Raw genomic sequence first — 21,093 nt, forward strand, 5'->3', positions numbered from 1 at the left:
CTCCGAGACTCCCCGCATGACACGACAGCACACGACGCGCGCCCCGGCGCGCCCCCGGCGGCGGGCCGGAGCGACGGGCCTGGCCTGCGCCCTGGCGCTCGCCACCGTCCCCGTCCTGGTGCTCGGCCCGGCCGCCGCCCCCGCGGCCGCCGCCCCGCTCCCGGGCGGCCTCGGCCCCTGCGTCGCGGGTGACCCTCCCGGCTGCCCGAGCCCCTTCCCCGAGATCGACAACGATCCGATCAAGGGACGCGACGACGCGATCAACATCTACGTCGGCGAGGACTACCTGGTCCGCGGCCGGGCGGCCGAGGCGGAGGGCCGGATCGTCGTCCTCGACGCCTTCGACATGAACAAGGCCGAGGCCGGGGCCTACAACGTCGGAGAGGCGGGCGTCGGCTCCAAGGTGCCCCCGTCCGAGGGCGCCGACTGGCTCACCACCGGCGGGGACATCACCGTCGCCGCGGACCAGCGGCTGCTGGCCGAGGCCGGGGTCGTACGCCACGCGGGCACCGTCACCGGCGACGTCGAGTCCACCCTCGAACAGGACGACGACGCCACCGCCCCGTACACCGCCCTCCGCGACCAGCTGACCGCCGCGAGCCAGTGCTACGCGCGCGTGGACGGCGTCCCGCGCACCCCCACCGGCACCGCGGAGAACCAGGGCGGCCGGACCCTCTTCACCGGCGACGGCAGCTCCCCGCTCCAGGTCTTCAACGTCGACTTCGACATGGAGGCCCCGAACGACGGACAGCAGGGCATCGTCTTCGAGGAGATCCCCGACGGCGCGACGATCCTCGTCAACGTCCTCGGCGCCGACCGCACCCTGCGCACCTACAGCGGCGGCATCGCGGACGCCACCGACCCGCTCAACGCCTACCGCGAGCGGCTGCTGTGGAACTTCCCCGACGCGACCACGGTCGAGCTCGCCGGCACCGGCCAGTTCCAGGGCAGCTTCCTCATGGGCGACCAGGCGTCCACCACGACCGTCACCCTCCCCGGCATCAACGGCCGCTTCTTCACCACCGGCTCCCTCACCCACACCAGCCCCGACGGGGGCGGCGGCGGCCAGGAGTTCCACGCCTACCCCTTCACCGGCGACCTCCCGGACTGCGACACCCCGAACACCGTCACCGGCGAGGTGCGGGTCCTCAAGACGGACGCCGAGACCGGCGACCCTCTCCCCGGCGCCACCTTCCAGCTGTGGGAGGAGACCAACGGCACGGCCGGCCTCCAGACCATGGGCGTCGACCCGGACACCGCTGTCGCCGCGCCCTGTGTGACCGCCGCCGAAGGCGTCTGCGCCCGGACGGTGGAGACGGGCACGTACTACTGGCAGGAGACGGCGGCGCCCGCCGGGTACGACCTGCCGGACGACCCGGTCTTCGGCCCGCTGGTCCTGACCGGGGAGAACGCGGAGGCGGGGGTCGGCGTCGAGGCGTCCAACGAGGCCACGCCCGTCCCGCCGGTCACCGGCGAGGTGCGGGTGGTCAAGACGGACGAGGAGAGCGGCGACCCGCTGCCGGGCGCGAGCTTCCGGCTGTGGGAGGAGACGAACGGCGTCCCCGGGCTCCAGACCGGCGGCGCCGACCCGGACACCCCGCTCGGCGCGGTGTGCGTGACCGGAGCGGACGGCGTCTGTACGCGGACGGTGGAGACGGGGACGTACTACTGGCAGGAGACGCGGGCGCCCGACGGGTACGACCTGCCCGGCGATCCGGTGTTCGGGCCGCTGGTGCTGACCGCGGAGAACGCGCAGGCGGGCGTCAGCGCCGAGGCGGAGAACTCCCGTACGCCGATTCCGCCGGGGACCGGGTCGGTGCGGCTGTTCAAGACCGACGCGGACAGCGGGATGCCGCTGCGCGGGGCCACCTTCGAGCTGTGGGAGGAGACGAACGGCGTCGCCGGGCTCCAGACCACGGGCGCCGCACCCGACACCCGGGTCGGCGCGCCCTGCACCACCGGCTTCGCCGGCATGTGCGGCTTCGGCGACCTCGACCACGGCACGTACTACCTGCGGGAGACCGCCGCCCCCGGCGGGTACCCGCTGCCGGCCGACCCGGTCAGCGGGCCGTACGTGGTGAGCGCCGAGCAGGAGGTCGTCGTCGTCACCCTGGACAACGAGCGGGGCGACGACCCGGGCCCCGGCCCTGACCCCTGTGAGCCGAAGGGCTACGGCGACGAGGGCTACGGCGACGAGTGCTCGGCGTGAGCCGAACGACGCGGCCGAGGGGCGGGCGGTGGGTGACCACCGTCCGCCCCTCGGGCGTGTCAGGAGGCGTTCGGGCGCGGTGCGTGGGTGGTGCTGTCGCCGGGGGTCAGGGTGGGGAGGAGGAGGCGGGGGCGGGGGGTCGGCGGGGTGGTGGTGGTCGCGGCGTCCAGGGCGAGGTCCACGGCCTGGCGGGCCATGTCCCGTTTGGGGAGGACGACGCTGGTGAGGGCGGTGCCGGAGAGGAGGCCGGCGGGGGTGTCGTCGTGGGCGACCACGGACAGGTCGTGGGGGACGGTGCGGCCGAGGGAGCGGGCGGCCTCCATGGCGGCGACCGCGAGGACGTCGTGGGTGGCGAAGAGGGCCGTGGCCTCCGGGTGCGCCCGGAGGGCGTCGAGCGCGGCCGCGAGGCCGCCCCGGAAGGTGGGTTCGGCGGCCGTGCGCACGGCGTCCTCCGGCAGCTCGATCCCGTCCTCGCGGAAGGCGCGCCGGAAGCCGGCCGTGCGGACGGTGTGCGCGGGGCTCGCGAGGACGAGGGCCCGCTCGTGCCCGAGCGCGCGCAGGTGCCGCCCGGCGAGGTGGCCGCCGTGCTCGTAGTCGGCCGTGACGACCGGGAAGCCGGCCGGCAGCGCGGCCTCCCAGGCGCACAGCACCACGGGGAAGCGGGCGTCCGCGAGCAGCGGCAGATGGCCGGTCAGGCCCTGGTCGCCGGCGATCAGGAGGGCGTCCACGGAGCGGCTGGCCAGCGCGGCCAGATGGCGCCGGGCCCGCTCCCCGTCGAGCCGCGTGGTGCACAGCAGCAGCCGGTACCCCCGCTCCTCCAGCGCGTCCTCGACCTCCTCGACCATGTCCGCGTAGAACGGCGCGGAGACGGTCGGCACGAAGAGGCCGACGGTGCGGCTGCTGCCGGTGGCGAGGGAACGGGCCACCAGATTGGGTACGTAACCGAGTTCGGCGATCGCGGCGCGGACGCGCGCCTCCGTGGCGGGGCGCACCGCCACCCGTCCCGTGACGACGTTGGAGACGGTCTGCTTGGTGACCCCCGCCCGCTCCGCCACGTCCTGCATGGTGACCATGACGCCCCCGTCGTACCCGCCCCGCCCGCCGCACCCGCCCGGCTCGCAACGTAACCGGGCCCCCACCTGCGGTCAAGGCGTCCACGGAGGCTTCCCGGGGGTGGTGTGCGGGCCCAACTCCCTTGACCCGAAAGGAATCCGGCGGAGTCGGGGCTCTTGTTTTACCGGTCAAATGCGCTCTAGGGTCCGTGCCACCAGCGGCCCGACTCCTCCACCCCACAGGGAGTGTTCGTGCACCTCTCGCGCAGCAGACTCATGAGCTCGCTCGTCGCGGCGGCCCTCGTCGTGACCGGTGGCGCCGCCCTCGCGGCCGCCCCGCCGGCCACCGCCGAAGCCGCCCCCGCCGCCCCCGCCGCCCCCGCCACGTCCGCCGGCGCCACCGCCACCTACACCGTCACCGTCGGTGCCAAGGGCTCGTGGAACCGCCCCGACGACACCCCCGCCAGTCCGTACATCGACAAGGACGGCACCTTCTACTACCAGCAGGCCCACGCGCTGTACGGGGCGAACGACCCCCGCAAGTGGACCTTCTACACCGGCACCGACTTCGACTCCGCCAACCGCTCCGCCGCGATCAGCGACGCCGTGAACCCGGCGAACTCCGCCGACCGCAACAACGACACCACCTGGCGCTGCAACAACAGCCCCACCGGCGTGAAGTCCACCGCCGCGCCCTCCGGCAGCGGCTACGCGCACCGCAACTACTGCGACCTGACCGGGATGTGGGTCGATCCGGACACCGGTGACTGGTACGGCCTCGTCCACAACGAGTTCACCCCGCAGCCCTTCGCCGACGGCGTCCACTACGACGGCATCGACTACGCGGTCTCCACCGACCAGGGCCGTACCTGGAAGGTCAAGGACCACGTCATCACCTCGCCGTACAGCACGGACCGGGGCGACACCGCCGCCTTCCCGCGGCAGACGTACCACTACGGCACCGGCGACCCCCGGCTCTTCGTGGACACCGCCTCCGGCTACTTCTACGCCTTCTACGGCTCCCGGATCGTCAACAAGGGCGGCGGCTGGGCCGCGTTCTACGGGCACGTCGCCCGCGCCCCCATCTCCGGGAAGATGGCGCCCGGTTCGTGGCGCAAGTGGTACGACGGCGCCTGGACGCAGCCCGGCGTCGGCGGCCGCGAGTCGACGATGGTCCCGGTCGGCGCGGGCAGCACCACCGGCTACGTGCCGAAGGCGAAGGAGTACGACCCCGCCAACGCCGGCTCCGTGAGCCAGCAGGTCGCGGCCGGACTCACCCCCGCCACCTCCCCGCTCTTCGTCATGGACATCACCTACAACGCCTACCTCGGCCTCTACATCGGCGAACCGCAGGCCGTCGACCAGAGCGGCAACGCCCCGCAGGAGATCTACGCCACCACCGACCTGACCACCCAGAAGTGGTTCCGGCTCGGCGACACCGGCAGCTACCGGACCGCCTCCTGGTACCGCTGGTTCCTCGACGCGGGCAACCGCACCGGCTCCGGCATCGTCGGCAAGGACTTCCGCGCCTACTGCTCCTTCGGCTGCTCGGGCGGCACGAGCGCCGAGTACGTGAACCTGAGCATCGGTACGGACCAGCCCGCGGCGCCGATAGAGAGCGGCAGGACCTATCGCGTCGCCGCCTCCGACGGCCGGGTCCTGGCCCAGGTCTCCGGCTCCTCCGCCACCACGTCGACGGCCGCCTCCACCGGCTCGGCGCTGGAGCACTGGACCTTCACCGCGAAGGGCGACGGCTCCTACCGCGTCGCCAACGCCTCCACCGGCGGTCTGCTCGGCGTCGCCTCCACCGCCCCCGCCACGCGCGCGTGGGGCACGAAGCCGACGGTCACGGCGGCGGCCTCCGGCACCGGCCAGGACTGGTTCGTGATCCGCGGCGCCTCCGCCGCCGACAACGCCCCCACGGGCACCGTCAAGCTGGTCAACCGCTACAGCGGCCTCGTCCTCGGACTCTCCGCCGCCACCGCCAGGACCGCCGAGACCACGCCCGCCCGCAGCTGGACGGACACCACCGGCTCCCCGGTCGGCGCGGGCCGCACGGCCGCCGAACAGACCCTCACCCTCACCCCGGTCGGCGACGCCCCCCGGCCCGTCACCCTCACCACCGGAGGCAAGGCCCTCGACAACCCGGACAGCAGCTCCGCCGACGGCACCGGGCTCGTCCTCTGGAGCCCGAACAGCGGCGCCAACCAGAAGTGGACCCTGACCCCGCACGCCGACGGCGGCCACGAGCTGCGCAACAACTCCTCCGGGAAGTGCGCCGACATCGAGAGCGGCTCCACCACCGCCGGCGCCCGCGTCATCCAGTGGACCTGCCACGGCGGCGCCAACCAGCGCTGGACGATCACCCGCCTCCCCGACGGCACCTCCACCGTCACCTCCGTGCGCAGCGGCCTCCTCCTGACCGCCGCGTCCACGGCGAACGGGGCGGGGATCACCCAGCAGGCGGACACCGGGAGCGCGCTCCAGCGCTGGACGATCGGCTGACGGAGTCCGGGTTCTTTCGACCGGGTCAGAGGGTGACGACCGTGGTCTCCGTCGCCTTCACGCTCGTCCAGACGGTCACCCCGTCGGCCAGGCCGAGTTCGGCCGCGGCCTGCGGGGTGATCTCGGCCACCAGGTCGGGCGCCTCGGTGGAGCCGACCAGCACGCGGAGCCGGCTGCCGCTGCTGGTGATCTCGCGTACGGTGCCGGGCCAGACGTTACGGGGGCTGCCCGCGGGCTTCTCGCGGTGCAGCGACACCGCCTCGGGCGCGACGATCGCGAGCGCCGGGGTGCCGGGCGGCGGGGGTTCGGCGGCGACGAGGGTGCCGCCGCCTTCGAGGGCGAGGCCGTCGGGGGTGGCGGTGCCGGGCCAGGCGTTGCGGCCGAGCATCCGGGCCACCCAGGGGGAGCGGGGGTGGCGGGTGACGTCGGTGGGGGTGGCGTCCTGGAGGGCGCGCCCCGCGTCGAGGACGAGGACGCGGTCGGCCAGGGAGACCGCCTCGACGGGGTCGTGGGTGACGATGAGGCAGACGCCGCCGAAGCCCGCGAGGTGGGTGCGCAGGGTGTGGCGGACGTGGGCGCGGGTCGTCTGGTCGAGGGCGGCGAGCGGTTCGTCGAGGACGAGGAGCCGGGGGCGGGCGGCCAGCGCGCGGGCGAGGGCGACGCGCTGGGCCTGGCCGCCGGAGAGTTGCGCGGGCTTGCGGTGGCCGAGTTGGCCGACGCCGAGGCGGTCGAGCCAGGCTTGCGCGTGGCGGCGGGCCTCGGCGCGGGGGACGTGCTGGGCGCGGAGGCCGTAGGCGGTGTTGGCGAGGGCGGTGAGGTGGGGGAAGAGGGCGCCGTCCTGGGGGACCCAGGCGACGCGGCGGCGGTGCGGGGGGAGGGTGGTGACGTCCGTGCCGCCGAGGGTGAGCGCGGCGTGGGCGCGGGGGGTGAGGCCGAGGAGGGCGCGCAGGAGGGTGGTCTTTCCGGCGCCGTTGGGGCCGACGACGGCGATGGTGGTGCCGGGGTCCGCGTCGAGGGTGAGCGTGGTGAAGCCGGTGACGTCGGCGTGCAGCGCCCAGCGGTCGGTCGGGGAGGACGGTATCGGCGGGGTGGTGGTGTGCGGCGGCTCTGCGGTGACCGGTTCCTCGGTGGGCGCGGGGCCGCGGCGCTTCCGGTCGGCGGGGGTGCCGGTCCAGCGGCCGCGCAGGGCGATGAGGACGCCCATGGCGATGGCGAGGAGCAGGAGGGAGACGGAGGTGGCGGCCTCGGGCTCCTCCTGGAGGAGGAGGTAGACCTGGAGGGGGAGGGTCTGGGTGGTGCCGGGCAGGTTCCCGGCGAAGGTGATCGTGGCGCCGAACTCGCCCAGCGCCCGCGCCCAGGTGAGGGCCGCGCCCGCGAGGACGCCGGGCGCCACCATCGGCAGGGTGACGGTGAAGAAGACCCGGACCGGTGAGGCGCCGAGGGAGGCCGCGGTCTCCTCGTACCGGGGCCGGAGTCCGCCGAGGGCGCCTTCCAGGCTGATGACGAGGAAGGGCATGGCGACGAACGTCGCGGCGAGGACGGCGCCGGAGGTGTGGAAGGGGAGGGTGATGCCGAAGGTGGACTCCAGCCAGGGGCCGAGGAGTCCGCGCCGCCCGAAGGCGAGCAGCAGGGCCACACCGCCGACGGTCGGCGGCAGGACCATGGGCAGCAGGACGAGCGAGCGGACGAACGCCTTGCCGGGGAACGGCACCCGGGCCAGCAGCCACGCCAGCGGCACCCCGAGGAGCAGGGAGAGCCCGAGCGCCCAGAAGGACACCACCAGCGACAGCTTGAGCGCCTCGACCGTGCCCGGCGAGGTCAGGTGGGCGCCCAGCTCGCCCCATTCGGTCCGGACGAGGATGCCGGCCAGGGGGAGGGCCAGGAAGGCCACGCCGAGCAGCGCGGGCAGAGCCAGCGTGAGGGGCGGTCGGGCGCCGGAGGTGCGTACGCCTGCTCGTTTCATCGAAGGATCCTGAAGACGTGAGGAGAGAGAGGGGGCCGAGGTCGGCCTTGCCGGCGGCGCTCGCGGGCTCAGGTGCGGTCGATGTGCACGCTGGTCGACTTCACGCGGGCGGTGGCCTGCATGCCGACTTCCAGTCCCAGCTCCTCCACGGCCTCCCGGGTGAGGAGGGAGACCAGGCGGTGCGGCCCGGCCTGGATGGTGACCTGGGCCGCGATGTCGCCGAGCTTGATCGCGGTGACGATGCCCGGGAAGGCGTTGCGGGCCGAGGTGTACGAGGCGTCCTCCTCGGCGTCGCTCTGCGCGAGCTCCGCGGAGAAGGCGGCGAGCGATCTGCCGTCGATGACGCGCCGGCCGCTCTCGTCGCGGTGGGTCTCGACCCGGCCCGCGTCCGCCCAGCGCCGTGCCGTGTCGGGGCTGACGCCCAGCAGACGGGCGGCCTGCCCGATGGTGTAGGACTGCATATGCGACACGTTAGGACGGCCACCCTCTCACCTACAACAAGGCTGTGGGACTCTCCATGGTGGATGAGAGGGGACTGGAGGAAGGGACCAGAGTCGCCCGCCCCCGGTCTCACCCCTCGGACGGGCCGTCTCCCGGGACCCGGCAGGCGCCGATCCAGATGCCGGTGACGGCGCTGACGTACCGGGCCCCGCAGCGGTCGGACGGCACCACGAGCTGGGGTCCGGCCGCGTCCAGCTCCGCGCCGTCCATCCGGGTCGCGAGCAGCACGGGCGCGCCGCCGAAGTCGGCGTCGATCTCCGCCCACGACAGGACGGTGTGGTGCCCGTCGCCGCCCTGAACGGCCAGCAGGAAGCGCGAGCGCTCCTTGCGCCGCGCGGGATCGAAGACGGGCCGGGCCCGCTCGATCACCTCCCGCAGCAGCGGCCCGGCGAAGGTGTGGTGCTGCGGCCCGGCCGTGGCGCAGTCGAAGACGACCTCGGCCCGGTGCTCCTCCCACCCCCGGCGCAGCTCGGCCACGGTGAGCAGGCCCGGCTCGGCGACGTCCCCCCGCAGCGAGAAGGAGACGGCAGGCGCGGGCGCGGACGCGGGTGCGGGTGCGGTGCTGATCGGTCGGCTCATGATCGGCCCCCTCGGGCGGTCGGTGCGGCGGCTGCGCGCAGTGATACCCGACGCCTGGAGCGGGGAACCCTGTCTGCCATGCGAATACGACGATCGGCCCGGCATTCGTGAGCTTCCTACGAATCACGCCCTGGCAAAGTCCCGGCGGAACCCCCCACCCGGCCGACGCCCCGAGGTGCGCCGGTCAGGGGAGGTCGATGTGGACGCTGGTGGACTTCACGCGGGCGGTCACCGTGACGCCGACGTCCAGGCCCAGTTCCTCGGCCGCCTCGCGGGTGACCAGGGAGACGAGGCGGTGCGGGCCAGCCTGGACCTCCACCTGGGCGGCCACCTCGTCGTAGCGGACGGCGGTCACGATGCCCACGAAGGCGTTGCGGACCGAGGTGGGGACGGCGTCCTCCGGGACGGCGTGGAGGCCCGCGCCGCGTTCCTGGGCGAAGCGGGCCAGGGCGGTTCCCTCGATCACCCGCCTGCCGGAGCCGTCCCGCTCCATGCCGAGCCTGCCGCCGTCCGCCCAGCGGCGAACGGTCTCCGAACTCACTCCGAGCAGCCGTGCGGCCTGCCCAATGCTGTACGACGGCACCCCCGCACTCTATGCCGAACCCGCCCGCGCGAGCGCCCCGACCCTTGACGGCGCGATCATGCCCCGGGCAGCGGTGCCGGCCGCACCGATTCCGCCTCGTTCGGGCACCCGTTCTCAAGTGGTCCATTCGAGCGATCGGCAACTGGACCATTTCCGTCGCCCGATCTCACTTATGGTGATCTTGAAATCACGTGACGCACGGAGGCGGAGGGACATGTCCAGCAGCCGAACAGCGCCCGCTCGCGGGCCCCGGTCCCGTCCGCCGGCCCCGGAACCCGGCCCGCGCGGGCGCCGGCTGACCGGATGGGACCCGGAGGACGAGGTCGCCTGGGAGGCCGGCGGGAAGCGGGTGGCGCGCCGCAACCTGATCATGTCGGTGCTCTCCGAGCACGTGGGCTTCTCCGTGTGGAGCATGTGGTCGGTCCTGGTCCTCTTCATGTCCCCGCGGATCGGGCACGACTTCGACGCCGGCGAGAAGTTCCTCCTCGTGGTCGTCCCGACGCTGGTCGGCGCCGTGCTGCGGCTGCCGTACAGCTACGCGGTGACCCGGTTCGGCGGCCGGAACTGGACCGTGTTCGCCTCGGCCATCCTCCTGGTGCCCACGACGCTGGCCCTGTACTTCGTGCACCGGCCCGGCACCCCCCTGTGGGTCTTCCTGCTGGTCGGCGCCACCGCGGGCGTCGGCGGCGGGAACTTCGCCTCCTCCATGACCAACATCACCGCCTTCTACCCGCGGCGCCACCAGGGCTGGGTGCTCGGGCTCAACGCCGGCGGCGGCAACCTCGGCGTCGCGGTGATCCAGCTCGTCGGCCTCCTCGTGCTCTCCACCGCGGGCGACACCCACCCCTCGTACGTGGCCGCCGCCTACCTGCCGGTCATCGTCCTGTGCGCCGTGCTGTCCGCTCTGTTCATGGACAACATCGACGCCGTACGGACCCACCCCGGCGCCCTGCGGGAGGCGGCCAGGGACCGCGACACCTGGTGGATCTCCCTCCTCTACATCGGCACCTTCGGCTCGTTCATCGGATACGGCTTCGCCTTCGGCATCGTCCTCCAGAGCCAGTTCGGCTCCACTCCGCTCGAAGCCGCCCAACTCACCTTCCTCGGGCCGCTCCTGGGCTCGGTGAGCCGCCCGCTCGGCGGCTGGCTGGCCGACCGGTGGGGCGGCCCGCGGGTCACCCTCGCCAGCTACATCGGCCTGGCCGCGGGCACGGGCCTGCTGCTCTTCGCCTCCTCCCGCCACTCCCTCGGGCTGTTCCTCACCGGCTTCACCCTCCTCTTCGTGCTCAGCGGACTCGGCAACGGCTCCACCTACAAGATGATCCCGGCCGTCTTCGCCCGGAAGGCGGAACGGGACGTCACCGAAGGCGCCGACGCCGCACGGGCGTTCACCCAGGCCCGCCGGCTCTCCGGCGCGGCCATCGCCATCGCCGGGGCGATCGGCGCCCTCGGCGGCGCCGCCATCAACGTGACCTTCCGCTACGCCTACTTCACCTCCGGCACCGGCGAGGCGGCCTTCTGGACCTTCCTCGGCTTCTACGCGCTCTGCGTCTGCGTCGTCCGGGCCGTCTACATGCGTTCCGACCGCACCAGCAGGAGTTGAGCCCTCGATGACGGCAGACCAGGTGGGCACGCACTGCCCGTACTGCGCCCTCCAGTGCGGCACCACGCTCAGCCGGAAGGACGGTTCGGTCCGCGTCGAGCCGTCCGACTTCCCCGTCAACCGCGGCGGGCTGTGCCTCAAGGGCTGGACGGCACCCGCCGTCCTCGACGCCAAGGACCGGCTGTACCGGCCGCTCGTCCGGGGCCGTACCGGAGAACACTCCCCGGTCGCCTGGGACACCGCCCTCGACCTGACGGCCGACCGGCTCCGCGCCCTGCGCGAGGAGCACGGACCCGACGCGGTCGCCGTGTTCGGCGGCGGCGGGCTCACCAACGAAAAGGCTTACCTGCTCGGCAAGTTCGCCCGGCTCGCGCTCGGCACCAGCCAGATCGACTACAACGGGCGCTTCTGCATGTCGTCGGCCGCCGCCGCGGGCAACCACGCCTTCGGCCTCGACCGGGGCCTGCCCTTCCCGGTCACCGACCTCGCGGAGGCCGACACGGTGCTGCTCGCCGGCGCCAACGTCGCCGAGACGATGCCCCCGCTGCTGCGCCACCTGGAGCGGCCCTCCCTCGTAGTCATCGACCCGCGCCGGACCAGGACCGCCGAGCTGGCCGCCCTGCACCTCCAGCCCGCGCCCGGCACCGATCTCGCCCTCGCCCAGGGTCTGTTGCACATCGCCGTCACCGAGGGCTGGTGCGACCGGCGCTACCTCGACGAGCGCACCAGCGGCTTCGACGACGCCTGGCGGCAGGCCCTCACCTGGTGGCCCGAGCGCGTCGAACAGGTCACCGGCGTCCCCGCCGAGGACCAGCGGGCCGCCGTCCGCATGCTCGCCGAGGCGCGCGGCGCGTACGTCCTCACCGGGCGCGGCGTCGAGCAGCACAGCAAGGGCGCCGACACCGCCGCCGCCTTCATCAACCTCGCGCTCGCCCTCGGCCTGCCCGGCCGCCCCGGCAGCGGCTACGGCTGCCTCACCGGCCAGGGCAACGGCCAGGGCGGCCGCGAACACGGCCAGAAGGCCGACCAGTTGCCCGGCTACCGGTCCATCACCGACCCCGCCGCGCGCGACCACGTCGCCCGCGTCTGGGGCGTGGAACCGGCCGACCTCCCCGGCCCCGGGCGCAGCGCCTACCAACTGCTCGACGCCCTCGGCCGTCCCGGCGGGCCCAAGGCCCTGCTGGTCTTCGGCTCCAACCCCGTCGTCTCCGCCCCCGACGCGGGCCGGATCCGCGAACGCCTGGCCTCGCTCGACCTCCTCGTGGTCGCCGACTTCGTGCCGTCCGAGACCGCCGCGCTGGCCGACGTCGTCCTGCCGGTCACCCAGTGGGCGGAGGAGGAGGGCACCCTGACCAACCTGGAGGGCCGGATCCTGCGCCGCCGGCGCCTCCTCGACCCGCCCGCCGAGGTCCGCTCGGACCTCGACGTCCTCCACGGCCTCGCGACCCGCCTCGGCCAGCCCGCCGAACGGTTCCCGGCCGCGCCGCGCGAGGTCTTCGACGAACTGCGACGCGCCTCCCAGGGCGGCCGCGCCGACTACTCCGGCATCAGCTACGACCGGCTGGACGCGGGCGAGGCCCTCTACTGGCCCTGCCCGCAGGGCCCCGAGGACCAGGAGCCGCACCCCGGGACCGCGCGCATGTTCCTCGACCGCTTCGCCCACCCCGACGGGCGCGCCCGCTTCGCCGCCGTCGACCACCGCGACGCCGCCGAACCGGCCTGCGACCAGTACCCGCTGACCGCCACCACCGGGCGGCTCCTCGCCCACTACCAGTCCGGGGCCCAGACCCGCCGGGTCGCCGAACTCGGCGCGGCGGAACCGGAGATGTTCGTGGAGATGCACCCGGACACGGCCACCGCCGCGGGCCTGAAGGACGGAATGGCCGCCGCCGTGGAGTCGCGGCGCGGCCGGGTCACCGCCCAGGTCAAGGTGGTGCACACCATGCGCCCGGACACCGTCTTCCTGCCGTTCCACTTCCCGGGCGCGGGCCGGGCCAACCTGATCACCAACCCCGCTCTCGACCCCCGCAGCGAGATGCCGGAATTCAAGGTATGCGCCGTCCGCCTCGGGCCGGCCGAATCGGAGGGGTGAGCATGCGACTCGTCATCGTGGGCCACGGACCGGCCGCGCACCGGCTGGTCCAGGGGCTGCGCCGGCACGGATACGCCGGCGAGCTCACCGTCCTGGGCGCCGAGCGGCACCCCGCCTACCACCGCCCCCTGCTGGGCTCGGTCCTCGCGGGCGGACTGCCGCCCGAGGCCCTCACCCTGCCCGCCGTGGACGCCGACGTCCGCGCCGGACGCGCCGTCACCGCCGTCGACCGCCCGCGCCGCCTGGTCCACACCGACGACGGGACGGCGTACCCCTACGACACCCTCGTCCTGGCCACCGGCGCCCGGCCCGTCCGCCCCGCGTGGAGCGGCCCCGCGGCCGACGGCACGCCGGCCGGGGTCTCCACGCTGCGCACCCTGGACGACTGCCGCGCACTCCTCGCGGCCCTCGCCCCGGCACCCCGCGCCGTCCCCGCGCCCCGCCGCGCCCTCGCCCCAGCCCCCCGCTCCGTCGCCGTGGTCGGCGCCGGGCCGCTCGGGGTCGAGACGGCCGGGCTCCTGCGCGAGGCCGGACACCACGTCACCCTCGTGGACCCGGCGCCGCACCCGCTCGCCTCGCGCGTGGACGCGACCGCCGGCGGCATCCTCGCCGAGCGGCTCGAACGGCACGGCGTCCGGCCGCTGTTCGGCCGGACCGCGATCGGCCACGCACCCGGGGCCCTCCTCCTCGACGACGGCGAGCGGCTGTCCGTCGACCACGTCGTCCTGTGCGCCGGCGTGGTCCCCGAGACCGACGCGGCCCGGCGGGCCGGGCTCCTTGTCCGTACGGGCATCGTCGTGGACGAGCGGCTGCGGACCAGCGATCCGCGCATCCACGCGATCGGGGACTGCGCGGAACAGGAGGGAGTCCTGCCCGGCACCGTCTCGGTGGCGTGGGAGCAGGCCGACACCCTGGCCGGGCTGCTCACCGGCGCCCACCCCGAGCCGCCCTCCCGCCCGGCCCGCGGCGTCCTCCGGCTGCGCACCCGCGTCGCCGAACTGGCGGTCTTCGGACCCCCGGAGGAGCCCGCCGCGTCCGACCGTGACCGCGACCAGGAAGCCGAGGACCCGGGCACCGGGACCGTCACCTTCCACGACCGCTCCGGCGGGCGGTACGCGCGGCTCGTCCTGGACGGTGAGGGGCGCGTGCGCTCGGGCGTCCTGCTGGGGCTGCCCCGGGCCGCCGCCGCCCTGGCCCAGCTCTACGAGCGGGACCTCCGCCTGCCCACGGACCGGCTCTCGTTCCTGCTCGGCGACCCGCCCGTGACCGGCGACCGGACCGCCGTGCCGGACGACGCCGTCGTCTGCGACTGCAACAACGTCAGCCGGGCCGCGCTGCGCACCGCGTGGCAGGAGGGGGCCCGCGACCTGTACGCGATCGTGGCGGCCACCCGGGCCACGACCGGCTGCGGCGGCTGCGCCGACGCCGTCCGCGCGTGGTGCGCCCAGGCGGGCGCGGCCTCCCCGGCCCGGCCCGGCCAGGCCGGAGGGCCCGCCCGGCCCGGCCAGGCCGCCCTCTGCGCACCCGTCGCCCGGAACAGCACCGGAGGAAGCAAGTGAGCCGCACGCTCGTCGTCGTCGGACACGGCATGGTCGCCCACCGGCTGGTGGAGCGGGTCCTGGCGGGCGACACGCACCGCCGGTGGCGGGTCGTCGTCATCGGCGAGGAGCCGTGGCCCGCGTACGACCGGATCCGGCTGTCCGGATACCTGGAGGGCACCAGCGCCGCCGACCTGCTGCTGCCGACCCCGCCCCCGCTCGCCGACGGGCGGGTGGAGACCTGGACCGGCACCCGGGTCGTGGAGGTGGACCGGGAGCGCCGCACGGTGCGGACCGGACACGGCGAACGGCACACGTACGACGCCCTGGTCCTGGCCACCGGGTCGCGGCCCTTCGTGCCCCCCGTGCCCGGGCGCGAGCTGCCGGGCTGCTTCACCTACCGCACGCTCGACGACGTCCAGGCCATCCAGGCCGCCGCGACGCCCGGCGCGGCCGGCGTCGTCGTCGGCGGGGGCCTGCTCGGCCTGGAGGCCGCCAACGGGCTGCGGGCCCTGGGCCTGCGCACCCATGTGGTGGAGATGGCGCCGCGGCTGATGCCCGTGCAGCTCGACGGGCCCGGCGGGTCCCTGCTGGCCGACATCGTGCGCGGACGCGGCATGGACATCCGGTGCGGGGTGTCCATGGAGCGGGTGGCCCCGGGGGCGGACGGGCGCGTCGCCTCGGTGGCGCTGACCGACGGCACGGTGCTGGACGCGTCGATGGTGGTCTTCGCCGCCGGTGTCCGGCCCGGCGACGGACTCGCCGCCGGGGCCGGGCTCCCGACCGGTCCGCGCGGCGGGTTCCTGGTGGACGAGTGGTGCCGCACCCCCGACCCGCGCGTCTGGGCCGTCGGCGAGTGCGCGGCCGTCGCCGGGCGGTGCCACGGGCTGGTCGCGCCCGGATACCGCACGGCCGAGATCGTGGCCGCGCAACTGCTGCGGGAGACCCCCGCGCCGTTCCGCGACCCCGACCTGTCGACCCGGCTGAAGCTGCTCGGGGTCCAGGTCGCCAGCTTCGGCGACGCGCAGGCGGACACCGACGGGGCGATGGAGTACGCCGTCGGGGCACCGCGCGGCGGGCGCTACGCCAAGCTCGTGCTGAGCGGCGACGGACGCGTCCTGCTGGGCGGCGTGCTGGTCGGCGACACCGAGCCGTACCCGCGCCTGAAGGCCCTGGTCGGGCACCGGCTGCCCGCGTCCGCCGACGACCTGCTGCGCCACGGCTGAGCGGTACGGAGCCGTGGCCCGCCCCTCCTCCGTGGCGCCGCCGCCGGGTTCACGGCCGGACGCCCTCCCCGGGGTGCGGTCCGCCGGCGGTCGTCTCGACGCGCAGCTCCGCCAGCGCCTCGCGGGCGCGGGCGTGGGCCTCCCGGCCGGTGGGCCCGACGGCGATGGCATGGGCGTGACGGGCGGTGTTGTTCAACTGCGGCCGGCTGTGGTGGCCCGGCTCCACGTACAGGCTGACGTCGGTGACGCCCTCGGTCAGCCGGGCGCGGTCGGCGCCGTGGACGGCCCGGACCACGCCCGGACCGGCCGGCAGGAACGCGATGGCGGCGGCCTGCCGGAGGGTGACCGGGGGAGGCGTCCACGGCTCGACGTGCATGCGGACGAGCTCGTCGCAGAGGTCCACTCCCGTGGCCAGGGTGACGAGGCGCGTGATGCGGTCGCCCGCCGGGCGGCAGTTGATCTCGATCAGGTACGGGCCGTCGGCGGCGAGCCGCAGTTCGACGTGGGCCACGCCCAGGTCGAACCCCACGGCGCGCACCGCGTCGGTGGCGACGCGGGCGCAGCGCTCGGCCCGCTCGGCGTCCAGGCCGGCGGGCACATGGTGGCCGGTCTCGATGAAGTGCGGTGGGCTGCTCAGTTCCTTCCAGGTCAGCGCCACGACGGTGGGCGTGCCCTCGTACACCAGGATCTCGACGCTGACCTCGGGGCCGTCGACGTACGTCTCCACCAGGGCGGCCGGGATCTTGCGCTGGCCGCGCTCGTTGTGGGTGTCGGCGAGGATCGCGCGCACGTGGTCCGCCGACTCCTCGGGCGTCGTACACAGGCGTACGCCGTTGCTGCCCGCGTCGTCGAGCGGCTTGACGACGCAGGGGTGCGGCAGGCCCGTGCCGTACGCCTCCTCCGGCGTGGTGACGCGGGCGAAGCCGGGGACCGGCACCCCGGCCTCGGCGCACAGCCGCCGGGTGAGGGACTTGTCGCGGGCGGCCCGCACCCCGTCCGGGGAGGGGCCGGGCAGGCCCAGGGCCCGGGCGGCCTCGGCGGCGCAGATCATGTGCCATTCGCCGACGGCGAGGAGGGCGTCGACGGGCCGGTCGAGGTTCTCCACCGCCGCGACGACGCTCTCCGGGTCGTTGGTGTCGCAGGTCACGACGGCGTCCAGCCAGCCGGGGTCGAGCTTCTCGTGGCCGGGTGCCGTGTAGAGGCCGAGGTCGCTGGTGAGGAAGGTGACGTGGTGGCCCGCGGCGCGGGCGGCGGCCATCGCCTCGTACCCGCTGCCGGTCAGATTGCTTTCCAGGAAGGCGATGTGCTTCTGCATGGCTCGTGATCAGCCTGTCGTTCGGGGCCGGGGGGTGGTCGGGAGGGGACGGCGGTCAGCCGAAGGTCCAGACGAACTCGACCGGCGGGCGCGGGTCCTGGGTCACCGTCCGGGCCTGGTGGCGCACTCCGGCGGCGAACGTCGCGCGCACCTCGGCGAGGGCGAACGTGTCGGTCTCCCACAGGGCCGCGTGGAGGGAGCGGACGAGGGCGTCGAGGCTCGGGCGGACGGCGGCGACGGCGTCCAGGTCGAGCGGGCGGTCCCAGGCGGAACTGCCCTGCCGGAGCCGGCCGATGACGAGCAGGGCGGCGGCCGTGTCGGCGGCGTCCTGGCGGGGCAGCCCGGCGTAGGGGGCCAGCTCCTCGACGGTCTCCCGCAGCGGCTCGGACGCCCCGGTGGCCGCGTGCGCCGCGAGCGCGGGGAGCAGCGCCGCGTACGCCTCCTCGAAGGCGAGCCGCTCGAAGCTCTGGAGGCCGGGGGCGGGCTCCCCGGTGCCCTGCGCGGACGCCCGGCGCCAGTGGTGGGCCGCGACGTGCCCGACGGAGCGCCGTACGGACCGGGCGAGGGACGCCTCGACGGCGTCGGCGGAACGTTCCGCCGCCCCGGCGGGGGCGAGGTCCAGCCGGTGGCGCCGGGTGTTCACGAAGACGGTCGTCGCCGGGTAGGGCGAGGCCAGCGGCGTCAGGTCCCAGTGGCCGGAAAGCGTCACCCCGCCGGCCAGCAGCAGGTCGGCGGCGGCGACGCGGGGCGGCGGGTCCTCCTGGCCGGCGACGTCGCCGCCCAGGACCTCTCCCGCCGCGCGGCGCAGCCCGTCCAGACCGGCGGAGGCGTCCTCGGCCTCGGCCTGGAGGGCGTCATGGGGGGCGGCGACGATCAGGCAGAGCGGGACGCGCTCGTGGCGCGCGGAGAGCTCGGCGTCCGTCGTGCCGGAGGCGGCGGGATCGGGACCGACGTAGACCCAGGGCCGTCCGGTGTCGAGGCCGGACGGCGTGGTCACCGGCTGCCAGCGGCCCGAACCCGCGTACTCCGAGAGCCAGGTGGAGGCCAGGCGCGCGGAGGGGACGTCGTCCTCGTCCGCGCAGCGGTCCAGCTCCCGCGCCGCGGCGCGCAGGAGCGGCGCGAGCTGCTCGAAGTGCTCCCGGTCGGGTACGAGGGTGGGCGGCAGGTCGAGCACGGTCGCGGCGTCCAGCAGCGCCCGTACCCGGATCAGCCGCTGCCAGGACTTCGGGAAGCGGCCCCGCAGCAGGGCGTGCGCGGGGTCGAGGCGGGTGGGGCGGAGCTGGGGCTCGTCGTGCTGCCAGAACAGGAGCTGCCGGTGGGACTGCCGGACGGGTGCCTCCCGGCTGATGGCGTGGGCGCGGGCGGCGGGGGACATGACCGGGTTCATGGGTTCATCCTTCGGCGCGGGCGGGATGGGGCAGGCCGGGTCGGGCGAAGGCGGCCTTGAGCGCGGCGGTCTGGTCGGCGAGGGCCCGCCGGGTGAGCGCCGCCTGCGGGGCGGCGAGGTCGAATCCGTGGAAGGCCCCGGCGAAGCAGTGGAGTTCGACGGGGACGCCGTCGCGCATCATGCGGCAGGCGTAGTCGATGCCCTCGTCGCGCAGCGCGTCCACCTCGGCGACGAGGACGTAGGCGGGCGCGAGGCCGTGGAAGTCGTCGCAGCGGGCGGGGGCCGCGTACACGTGGGTCTCGGGCGCGTCCCCGAGGTAGTGGCGCCACATCAGCGGGCTGTCCTCGACGTCCCAGCCGGAGGCGCGGACGAAGCGCTGGAAGGACTTCGAGGTCAGGCGGTCGTCCAGGGCGGGGTAGAGCAGGAGCTGGAGCGTGATGGCCGGGCCCGAGCGGTCGCGGGCCATGAGGGCCAGTCCTGCGGCGAGGTTGCCTCCCGCGCTGCTGCCGCCGACGGCGACGCGCGTGCCGTCCCAGCCGCGCCTTTCGGCCAGTTCGGCGACGTGGAGCAGGACCGCGTAGCAGTCCTCCAGAGGTGCCGGAAAGGGGTGTTCCGGAGGGCGCCGGTAGTCGATGGAAACCACCGCGCAGCCCACGGCACGGGAGAAACGGAGGCAGCGGTCGTGTTCGGTGTCGAGATCTCCCGCGACGAAGGCTCCGCCGTGCATGTAGAGCAGCACAGGAGGTGGATTTCGGAATTCCGATTCCGTTGTCCCGCCCCCCGCGGGTATGTAGATTCTTACGGGAATTTTTCGGCCATCGTCGAATATGTCAAGTTCGGTGTCCTCGACCGTGACGTCCCCCTCGTCGGGGGCCGGCCCGCGGAGGCCCCGGGAGAGCGAGGTCGCCCTCCTGAAGTTGCGACGCGCTCTCAGCGGGTCGGCGAAGGAGACGAAGGGCTGACGGCGCTCGGACTCGATCAACTCCTGGTCAAGGAGCCCTGAAACCTCTTGTGTTGCGGTCACGCCGCGGACTGTACACATGATCGCCGCGCGGGCCGCAAGGGTGACCCGGCGCGCCGGACCGCGCCGGCGCGGCTTCGGGGACGCTTGGTCCGGCTTCCCGGTCTTCGTGGTGTGTTCGGCGTGTTTCAGCCGATCGCGAGGATCAATTCACGCTCCATTGGCCTAGACCCGTTGACGGCCTGATCATGGGACCGTTAATTTTTGCGCCAACGAGCACCGTGAGGGCTTGTCGTATACGACCATCATCTGTACCAACGCACAGTTTTCGCGAACCGCGAGCTGTGCGTTTCCTGTGTCGCCTGCTTCGCCGTCGCAGCAGGGCGTCGATCTCAATAGCCTCAGGGGGTGGATGATTCATGGAGTCATCCGTAATGCTGCTCATCGATGCACTACTGGTCGTCGGATTCGGAGTCCAGCACTCCGTTCTCGCGACACTCCGCGTGAAACGCGTGGTCAAGGCCAAGACGGGCATGGAGTCCCTGGCCTGGAGATCGGTCGAATCGCTGGCCAACGTCGTCTACATCCTGGCCGCCGCCGCGCTCTGGCAGCACACCGGCGACGTCGTCTGGGAGCTGTCCGGCGCGGCCATGGTCTCCATGTACGCCCTCGCCGTGGCCTCCTGGCTCTGGTACTGGCAGCTGCACCTCTTCGAGTACGACTGCGGCCTCGCCTTCGGCTCCACCACCCTGGTCGCCCAGACCGCCCGGGCCGAGGGCCCCAAGCTCATCAGCTGGAAGGTCGGCAGCCGCCGCTGGATCCGCTTCCCGGTCCACACCGCCTTCTTCGGCATGTTCTTCTGCCTGCCCGTCATGACCACGGACCTGCTGGTCCTGGCCGTGGTCGTGAACGTCTACAACGTGATCGGCAGCATCCTCTACGACAAGCGGCTCATCACCCTCGCCGGTGACGCCTACCGTCCGTACCTCGACCTCACCGGCCTGATCTTCCCGCCCGTCTACCGCAACCCCAAGGGCGCCCGCGACCTTGAGATGGCCGCTCCGCAGCACTGGCGCAAGCCGGCCATGCACCTGCCCGGTCTCGTGGTGGGCCTGGGCCTCGGCGTCATGTACCGCTTCCTCATCGGACCCGCCGCCCTCACCCCGATGGACATGCTGAAGGTCGGCGGCGCCGGTCTGCTCGGCGCCGTCCTCACCGGACTGCTGCTCGGCTCGATCCTCAAGCCGAAGGCCGACGACTGGGGCCAGCAGCAGACGGACCTGTCGACCACCGTCGCCCTCAACGCGGCGACCGGCGTGGTCACCTGGGCCACCATCGGTTGGGTCGAGACCGGCCAGGCCCCGTCCTTCGCGGCCTTCCTGCCGCTGTGGTTCACCGTCCAGTACCTCGGACACGTCTTCGCCTTCCTCGCCAACCGCAAGAAGTGGTCCGTCTCGCTCGTCCCGGTCCAGCGCACGGAGTCCCAGCCGTCCGCGCAGCCGGCCGGCCGCCCCGCTCCGGCGGTGACCACGGCGGCCATGGGACAGGCAAGCGCCAACTGAAGACGACCACTCGCGCA

General features: G+C 74.2%; 15 protein-coding genes. 7 read left to right on the forward strand and 8 right to left on the reverse strand.

The annotated features are described in order from the left end of the window. The first annotated feature begins 16 nt into the window (after positions 1–16). Positions 17–2,209: a choice-of-anchor A family protein gene (locus ACFXMG_RS19785; RefSeq protein ID WP_383822005.1), complete on the forward strand. Its 2,193-nt coding sequence runs from the start codon at positions 17–19 to the stop codon at positions 2,207–2,209. A 59-nt stretch (positions 2,210–2,268) separates the two neighbouring features. Here ACFXMG_RS19785 and ACFXMG_RS19790 read toward each other — a convergent pair whose 3' ends face one another. Continuing rightward, a complete protein-coding gene (locus ACFXMG_RS19790; RefSeq protein ID WP_383822009.1) occupies positions 2,269–3,282 on the reverse strand; it encodes a LacI family DNA-binding transcriptional regulator in 1,014 nt (337 codons plus the stop codon). 231 nt (positions 3,283–3,513) lie between these two features. Here ACFXMG_RS19790 and ACFXMG_RS19795 point away from each other — a divergent pair, with 231 nt between their 5' ends. Next, complete coding sequence (locus tag ACFXMG_RS19795) at positions 3,514–5,766, forward strand: RICIN domain-containing protein (protein ID WP_383822012.1); 2,253 nt, start codon at positions 3,514–3,516, stop codon at positions 5,764–5,766. Between the two features lie 25 nt (positions 5,767–5,791). Here the strand turns inward: ACFXMG_RS19795 and ACFXMG_RS19800 are convergent, their stop codons facing one another. From ACFXMG_RS19800 to ACFXMG_RS19815, 4 genes are all read right to left on the reverse strand, one after another. Beyond that, complete coding sequence (locus ACFXMG_RS19800; protein ID WP_383822015.1) at positions 5,792–7,729, reverse strand: ABC transporter permease; 1,938 nt, start codon at positions 7,727–7,729, stop codon at positions 5,792–5,794. Positions 7,730–7,797: 68 nt separating this feature from the next. Beyond that, positions 7,798–8,190 (reverse strand): molybdopterin-binding protein, encoded by a 393-nt coding sequence (locus ACFXMG_RS19805; RefSeq protein ID WP_383822017.1) that lies wholly within the window; start codon positions 8,188–8,190, stop codon positions 7,798–7,800. A gap of 109 nt (positions 8,191–8,299) precedes the next feature. Beyond that, positions 8,300–8,809 (reverse strand): molybdopterin-dependent oxidoreductase, encoded by a 510-nt coding sequence (locus ACFXMG_RS19810; RefSeq protein ID WP_383822019.1) that lies wholly within the window; start codon positions 8,807–8,809, stop codon positions 8,300–8,302. A gap of 184 nt (positions 8,810–8,993) precedes the next feature. Further along, a complete protein-coding gene (locus ACFXMG_RS19815; protein WP_383822022.1) occupies positions 8,994–9,392 on the reverse strand; it encodes a molybdopterin-binding protein in 399 nt (132 codons plus the stop codon). 214 nt (positions 9,393–9,606) lie between these two features. Between ACFXMG_RS19815 and ACFXMG_RS19820 the strand changes: the two genes are divergently transcribed. From ACFXMG_RS19820 to ACFXMG_RS19835, 4 genes are read left to right on the forward strand one after another with little or no spacing between them, the layout of a single operon-like run. Further along, positions 9,607–10,995: a nitrate/nitrite transporter gene (locus tag ACFXMG_RS19820; RefSeq protein ID WP_383822025.1), complete on the forward strand. Its 1,389-nt coding sequence runs from the start codon at positions 9,607–9,609 to the stop codon at positions 10,993–10,995. 7 nt (positions 10,996–11,002) lie between these two features. Continuing rightward, on the forward strand, positions 11,003–13,087 hold the full coding sequence (locus tag ACFXMG_RS19825; RefSeq protein WP_383822028.1) for a molybdopterin oxidoreductase family protein: 2,085 nt from the start codon (positions 11,003–11,005) through the stop codon (positions 13,085–13,087). 2 nt (positions 13,088–13,089) lie between these two features. Continuing rightward, positions 13,090–14,646: an FAD-dependent oxidoreductase gene (locus tag ACFXMG_RS19830; protein ID WP_383822030.1), complete on the forward strand. Its 1,557-nt coding sequence runs from the start codon at positions 13,090–13,092 to the stop codon at positions 14,644–14,646. Then, a complete protein-coding gene (locus tag ACFXMG_RS19835; RefSeq protein ID WP_383822033.1) occupies positions 14,643–15,851 on the forward strand; it encodes an NAD(P)/FAD-dependent oxidoreductase in 1,209 nt (402 codons plus the stop codon). The genes ACFXMG_RS19830 and ACFXMG_RS19835 overlap by 4 nt, the downstream gene beginning before the upstream one ends. Before the next feature lie 49 nt (positions 15,852–15,900). Here the strand turns inward: ACFXMG_RS19835 and ACFXMG_RS19840 are convergent, their stop codons facing one another. The 3 genes from ACFXMG_RS19840 to ACFXMG_RS19850 are packed head-to-tail and all read right to left on the reverse strand — an operon-like array spanning position 15,901 to position 19,595. Further along, a complete protein-coding gene (locus tag ACFXMG_RS19840) occupies positions 15,901–17,166 on the reverse strand; it encodes an ATP-grasp domain-containing protein (protein WP_383822036.1) in 1,266 nt (421 codons plus the stop codon). A 55-nt stretch (positions 17,167–17,221) separates the two neighbouring features. Next, positions 17,222–18,553, reverse strand: a complete 1,332-nt coding sequence (locus ACFXMG_RS19845) for a hypothetical protein (protein ID WP_383822038.1) — start codon at positions 18,551–18,553, stop codon at positions 17,222–17,224. Between the two features lie 4 nt (positions 18,554–18,557). Beyond that, positions 18,558–19,595 (reverse strand): alpha/beta hydrolase, encoded by a 1,038-nt coding sequence (locus ACFXMG_RS19850; RefSeq protein ID WP_383822041.1) that lies wholly within the window; start codon positions 19,593–19,595, stop codon positions 18,558–18,560. Between the two features lie 338 nt (positions 19,596–19,933). Between ACFXMG_RS19850 and ACFXMG_RS19855 the strand changes: the two genes are divergently transcribed. Beyond that, complete coding sequence (locus ACFXMG_RS19855) at positions 19,934–21,076, forward strand: hypothetical protein (protein WP_383822043.1); 1,143 nt, start codon at positions 19,934–19,936, stop codon at positions 21,074–21,076. Positions 21,077–21,093: the final 17 nt, after the last annotated feature.

Origin of the sequence: Streptomyces sp. NPDC059201, assembly GCF_042754585.1 — a bacterium.
Taxonomy (GTDB): Bacteria; Actinomycetota; Actinomycetes; order Streptomycetales; family Streptomycetaceae; genus Streptomyces.

Bases quoted from the DNA above. Each gene is read 5' to 3' on its own strand.
- ACFXMG_RS19840 (WP_383822036.1), bottom strand. From the start codon at position 17,166: ATGCAGAAGCACATCGCCTTCCTGGAAAGCAATCTGACCGGCAGCGGG.
- ACFXMG_RS19855 (WP_383822043.1), top strand. From the start codon at position 19,934: ATGGAGTCATCCGTAATGCTGCTCATCGATGCACTACTGGTCGTCGGA.
- ACFXMG_RS19805 (WP_383822017.1), bottom strand. From the start codon at position 8,190: ATGCAGTCCTACACCATCGGGCAGGCCGCCCGTCTGCTGGGCGTCAGC.
- ACFXMG_RS19785 (WP_383822005.1), top strand. From the start codon at position 17: ATGACACGACAGCACACGACGCGCGCCCCGGCGCGCCCCCGGCGGCGG.
- ACFXMG_RS19845 (WP_383822038.1), bottom strand. From the start codon at position 18,553: ATGAACCCGGTCATGTCCCCCGCCGCCCGCGCCCACGCCATCAGCCGG.
- ACFXMG_RS19790 (WP_383822009.1), bottom strand. From the start codon at position 3,282: ATGGTCACCATGCAGGACGTGGCGGAGCGGGCGGGGGTCACCAAGCAG.
- ACFXMG_RS19820 (WP_383822025.1), top strand. From the start codon at position 9,607: ATGTCCAGCAGCCGAACAGCGCCCGCTCGCGGGCCCCGGTCCCGTCCG.
- ACFXMG_RS19850 (WP_383822041.1), bottom strand. From the start codon at position 19,595: ATGTGTACAGTCCGCGGCGTGACCGCAACACAAGAGGTTTCAGGGCTC.
- ACFXMG_RS19825 (WP_383822028.1), top strand. From the start codon at position 11,003: ATGACGGCAGACCAGGTGGGCACGCACTGCCCGTACTGCGCCCTCCAG.
- ACFXMG_RS19810 (WP_383822019.1), bottom strand. From the start codon at position 8,809: ATGAGCCGACCGATCAGCACCGCACCCGCACCCGCGTCCGCGCCCGCG.
- ACFXMG_RS19800 (WP_383822015.1), bottom strand. From the start codon at position 7,729: ATGAAACGAGCAGGCGTACGCACCTCCGGCGCCCGACCGCCCCTCACG.
- ACFXMG_RS19830 (WP_383822030.1), top strand. From the start codon at position 13,090: ATGCGACTCGTCATCGTGGGCCACGGACCGGCCGCGCACCGGCTGGTC.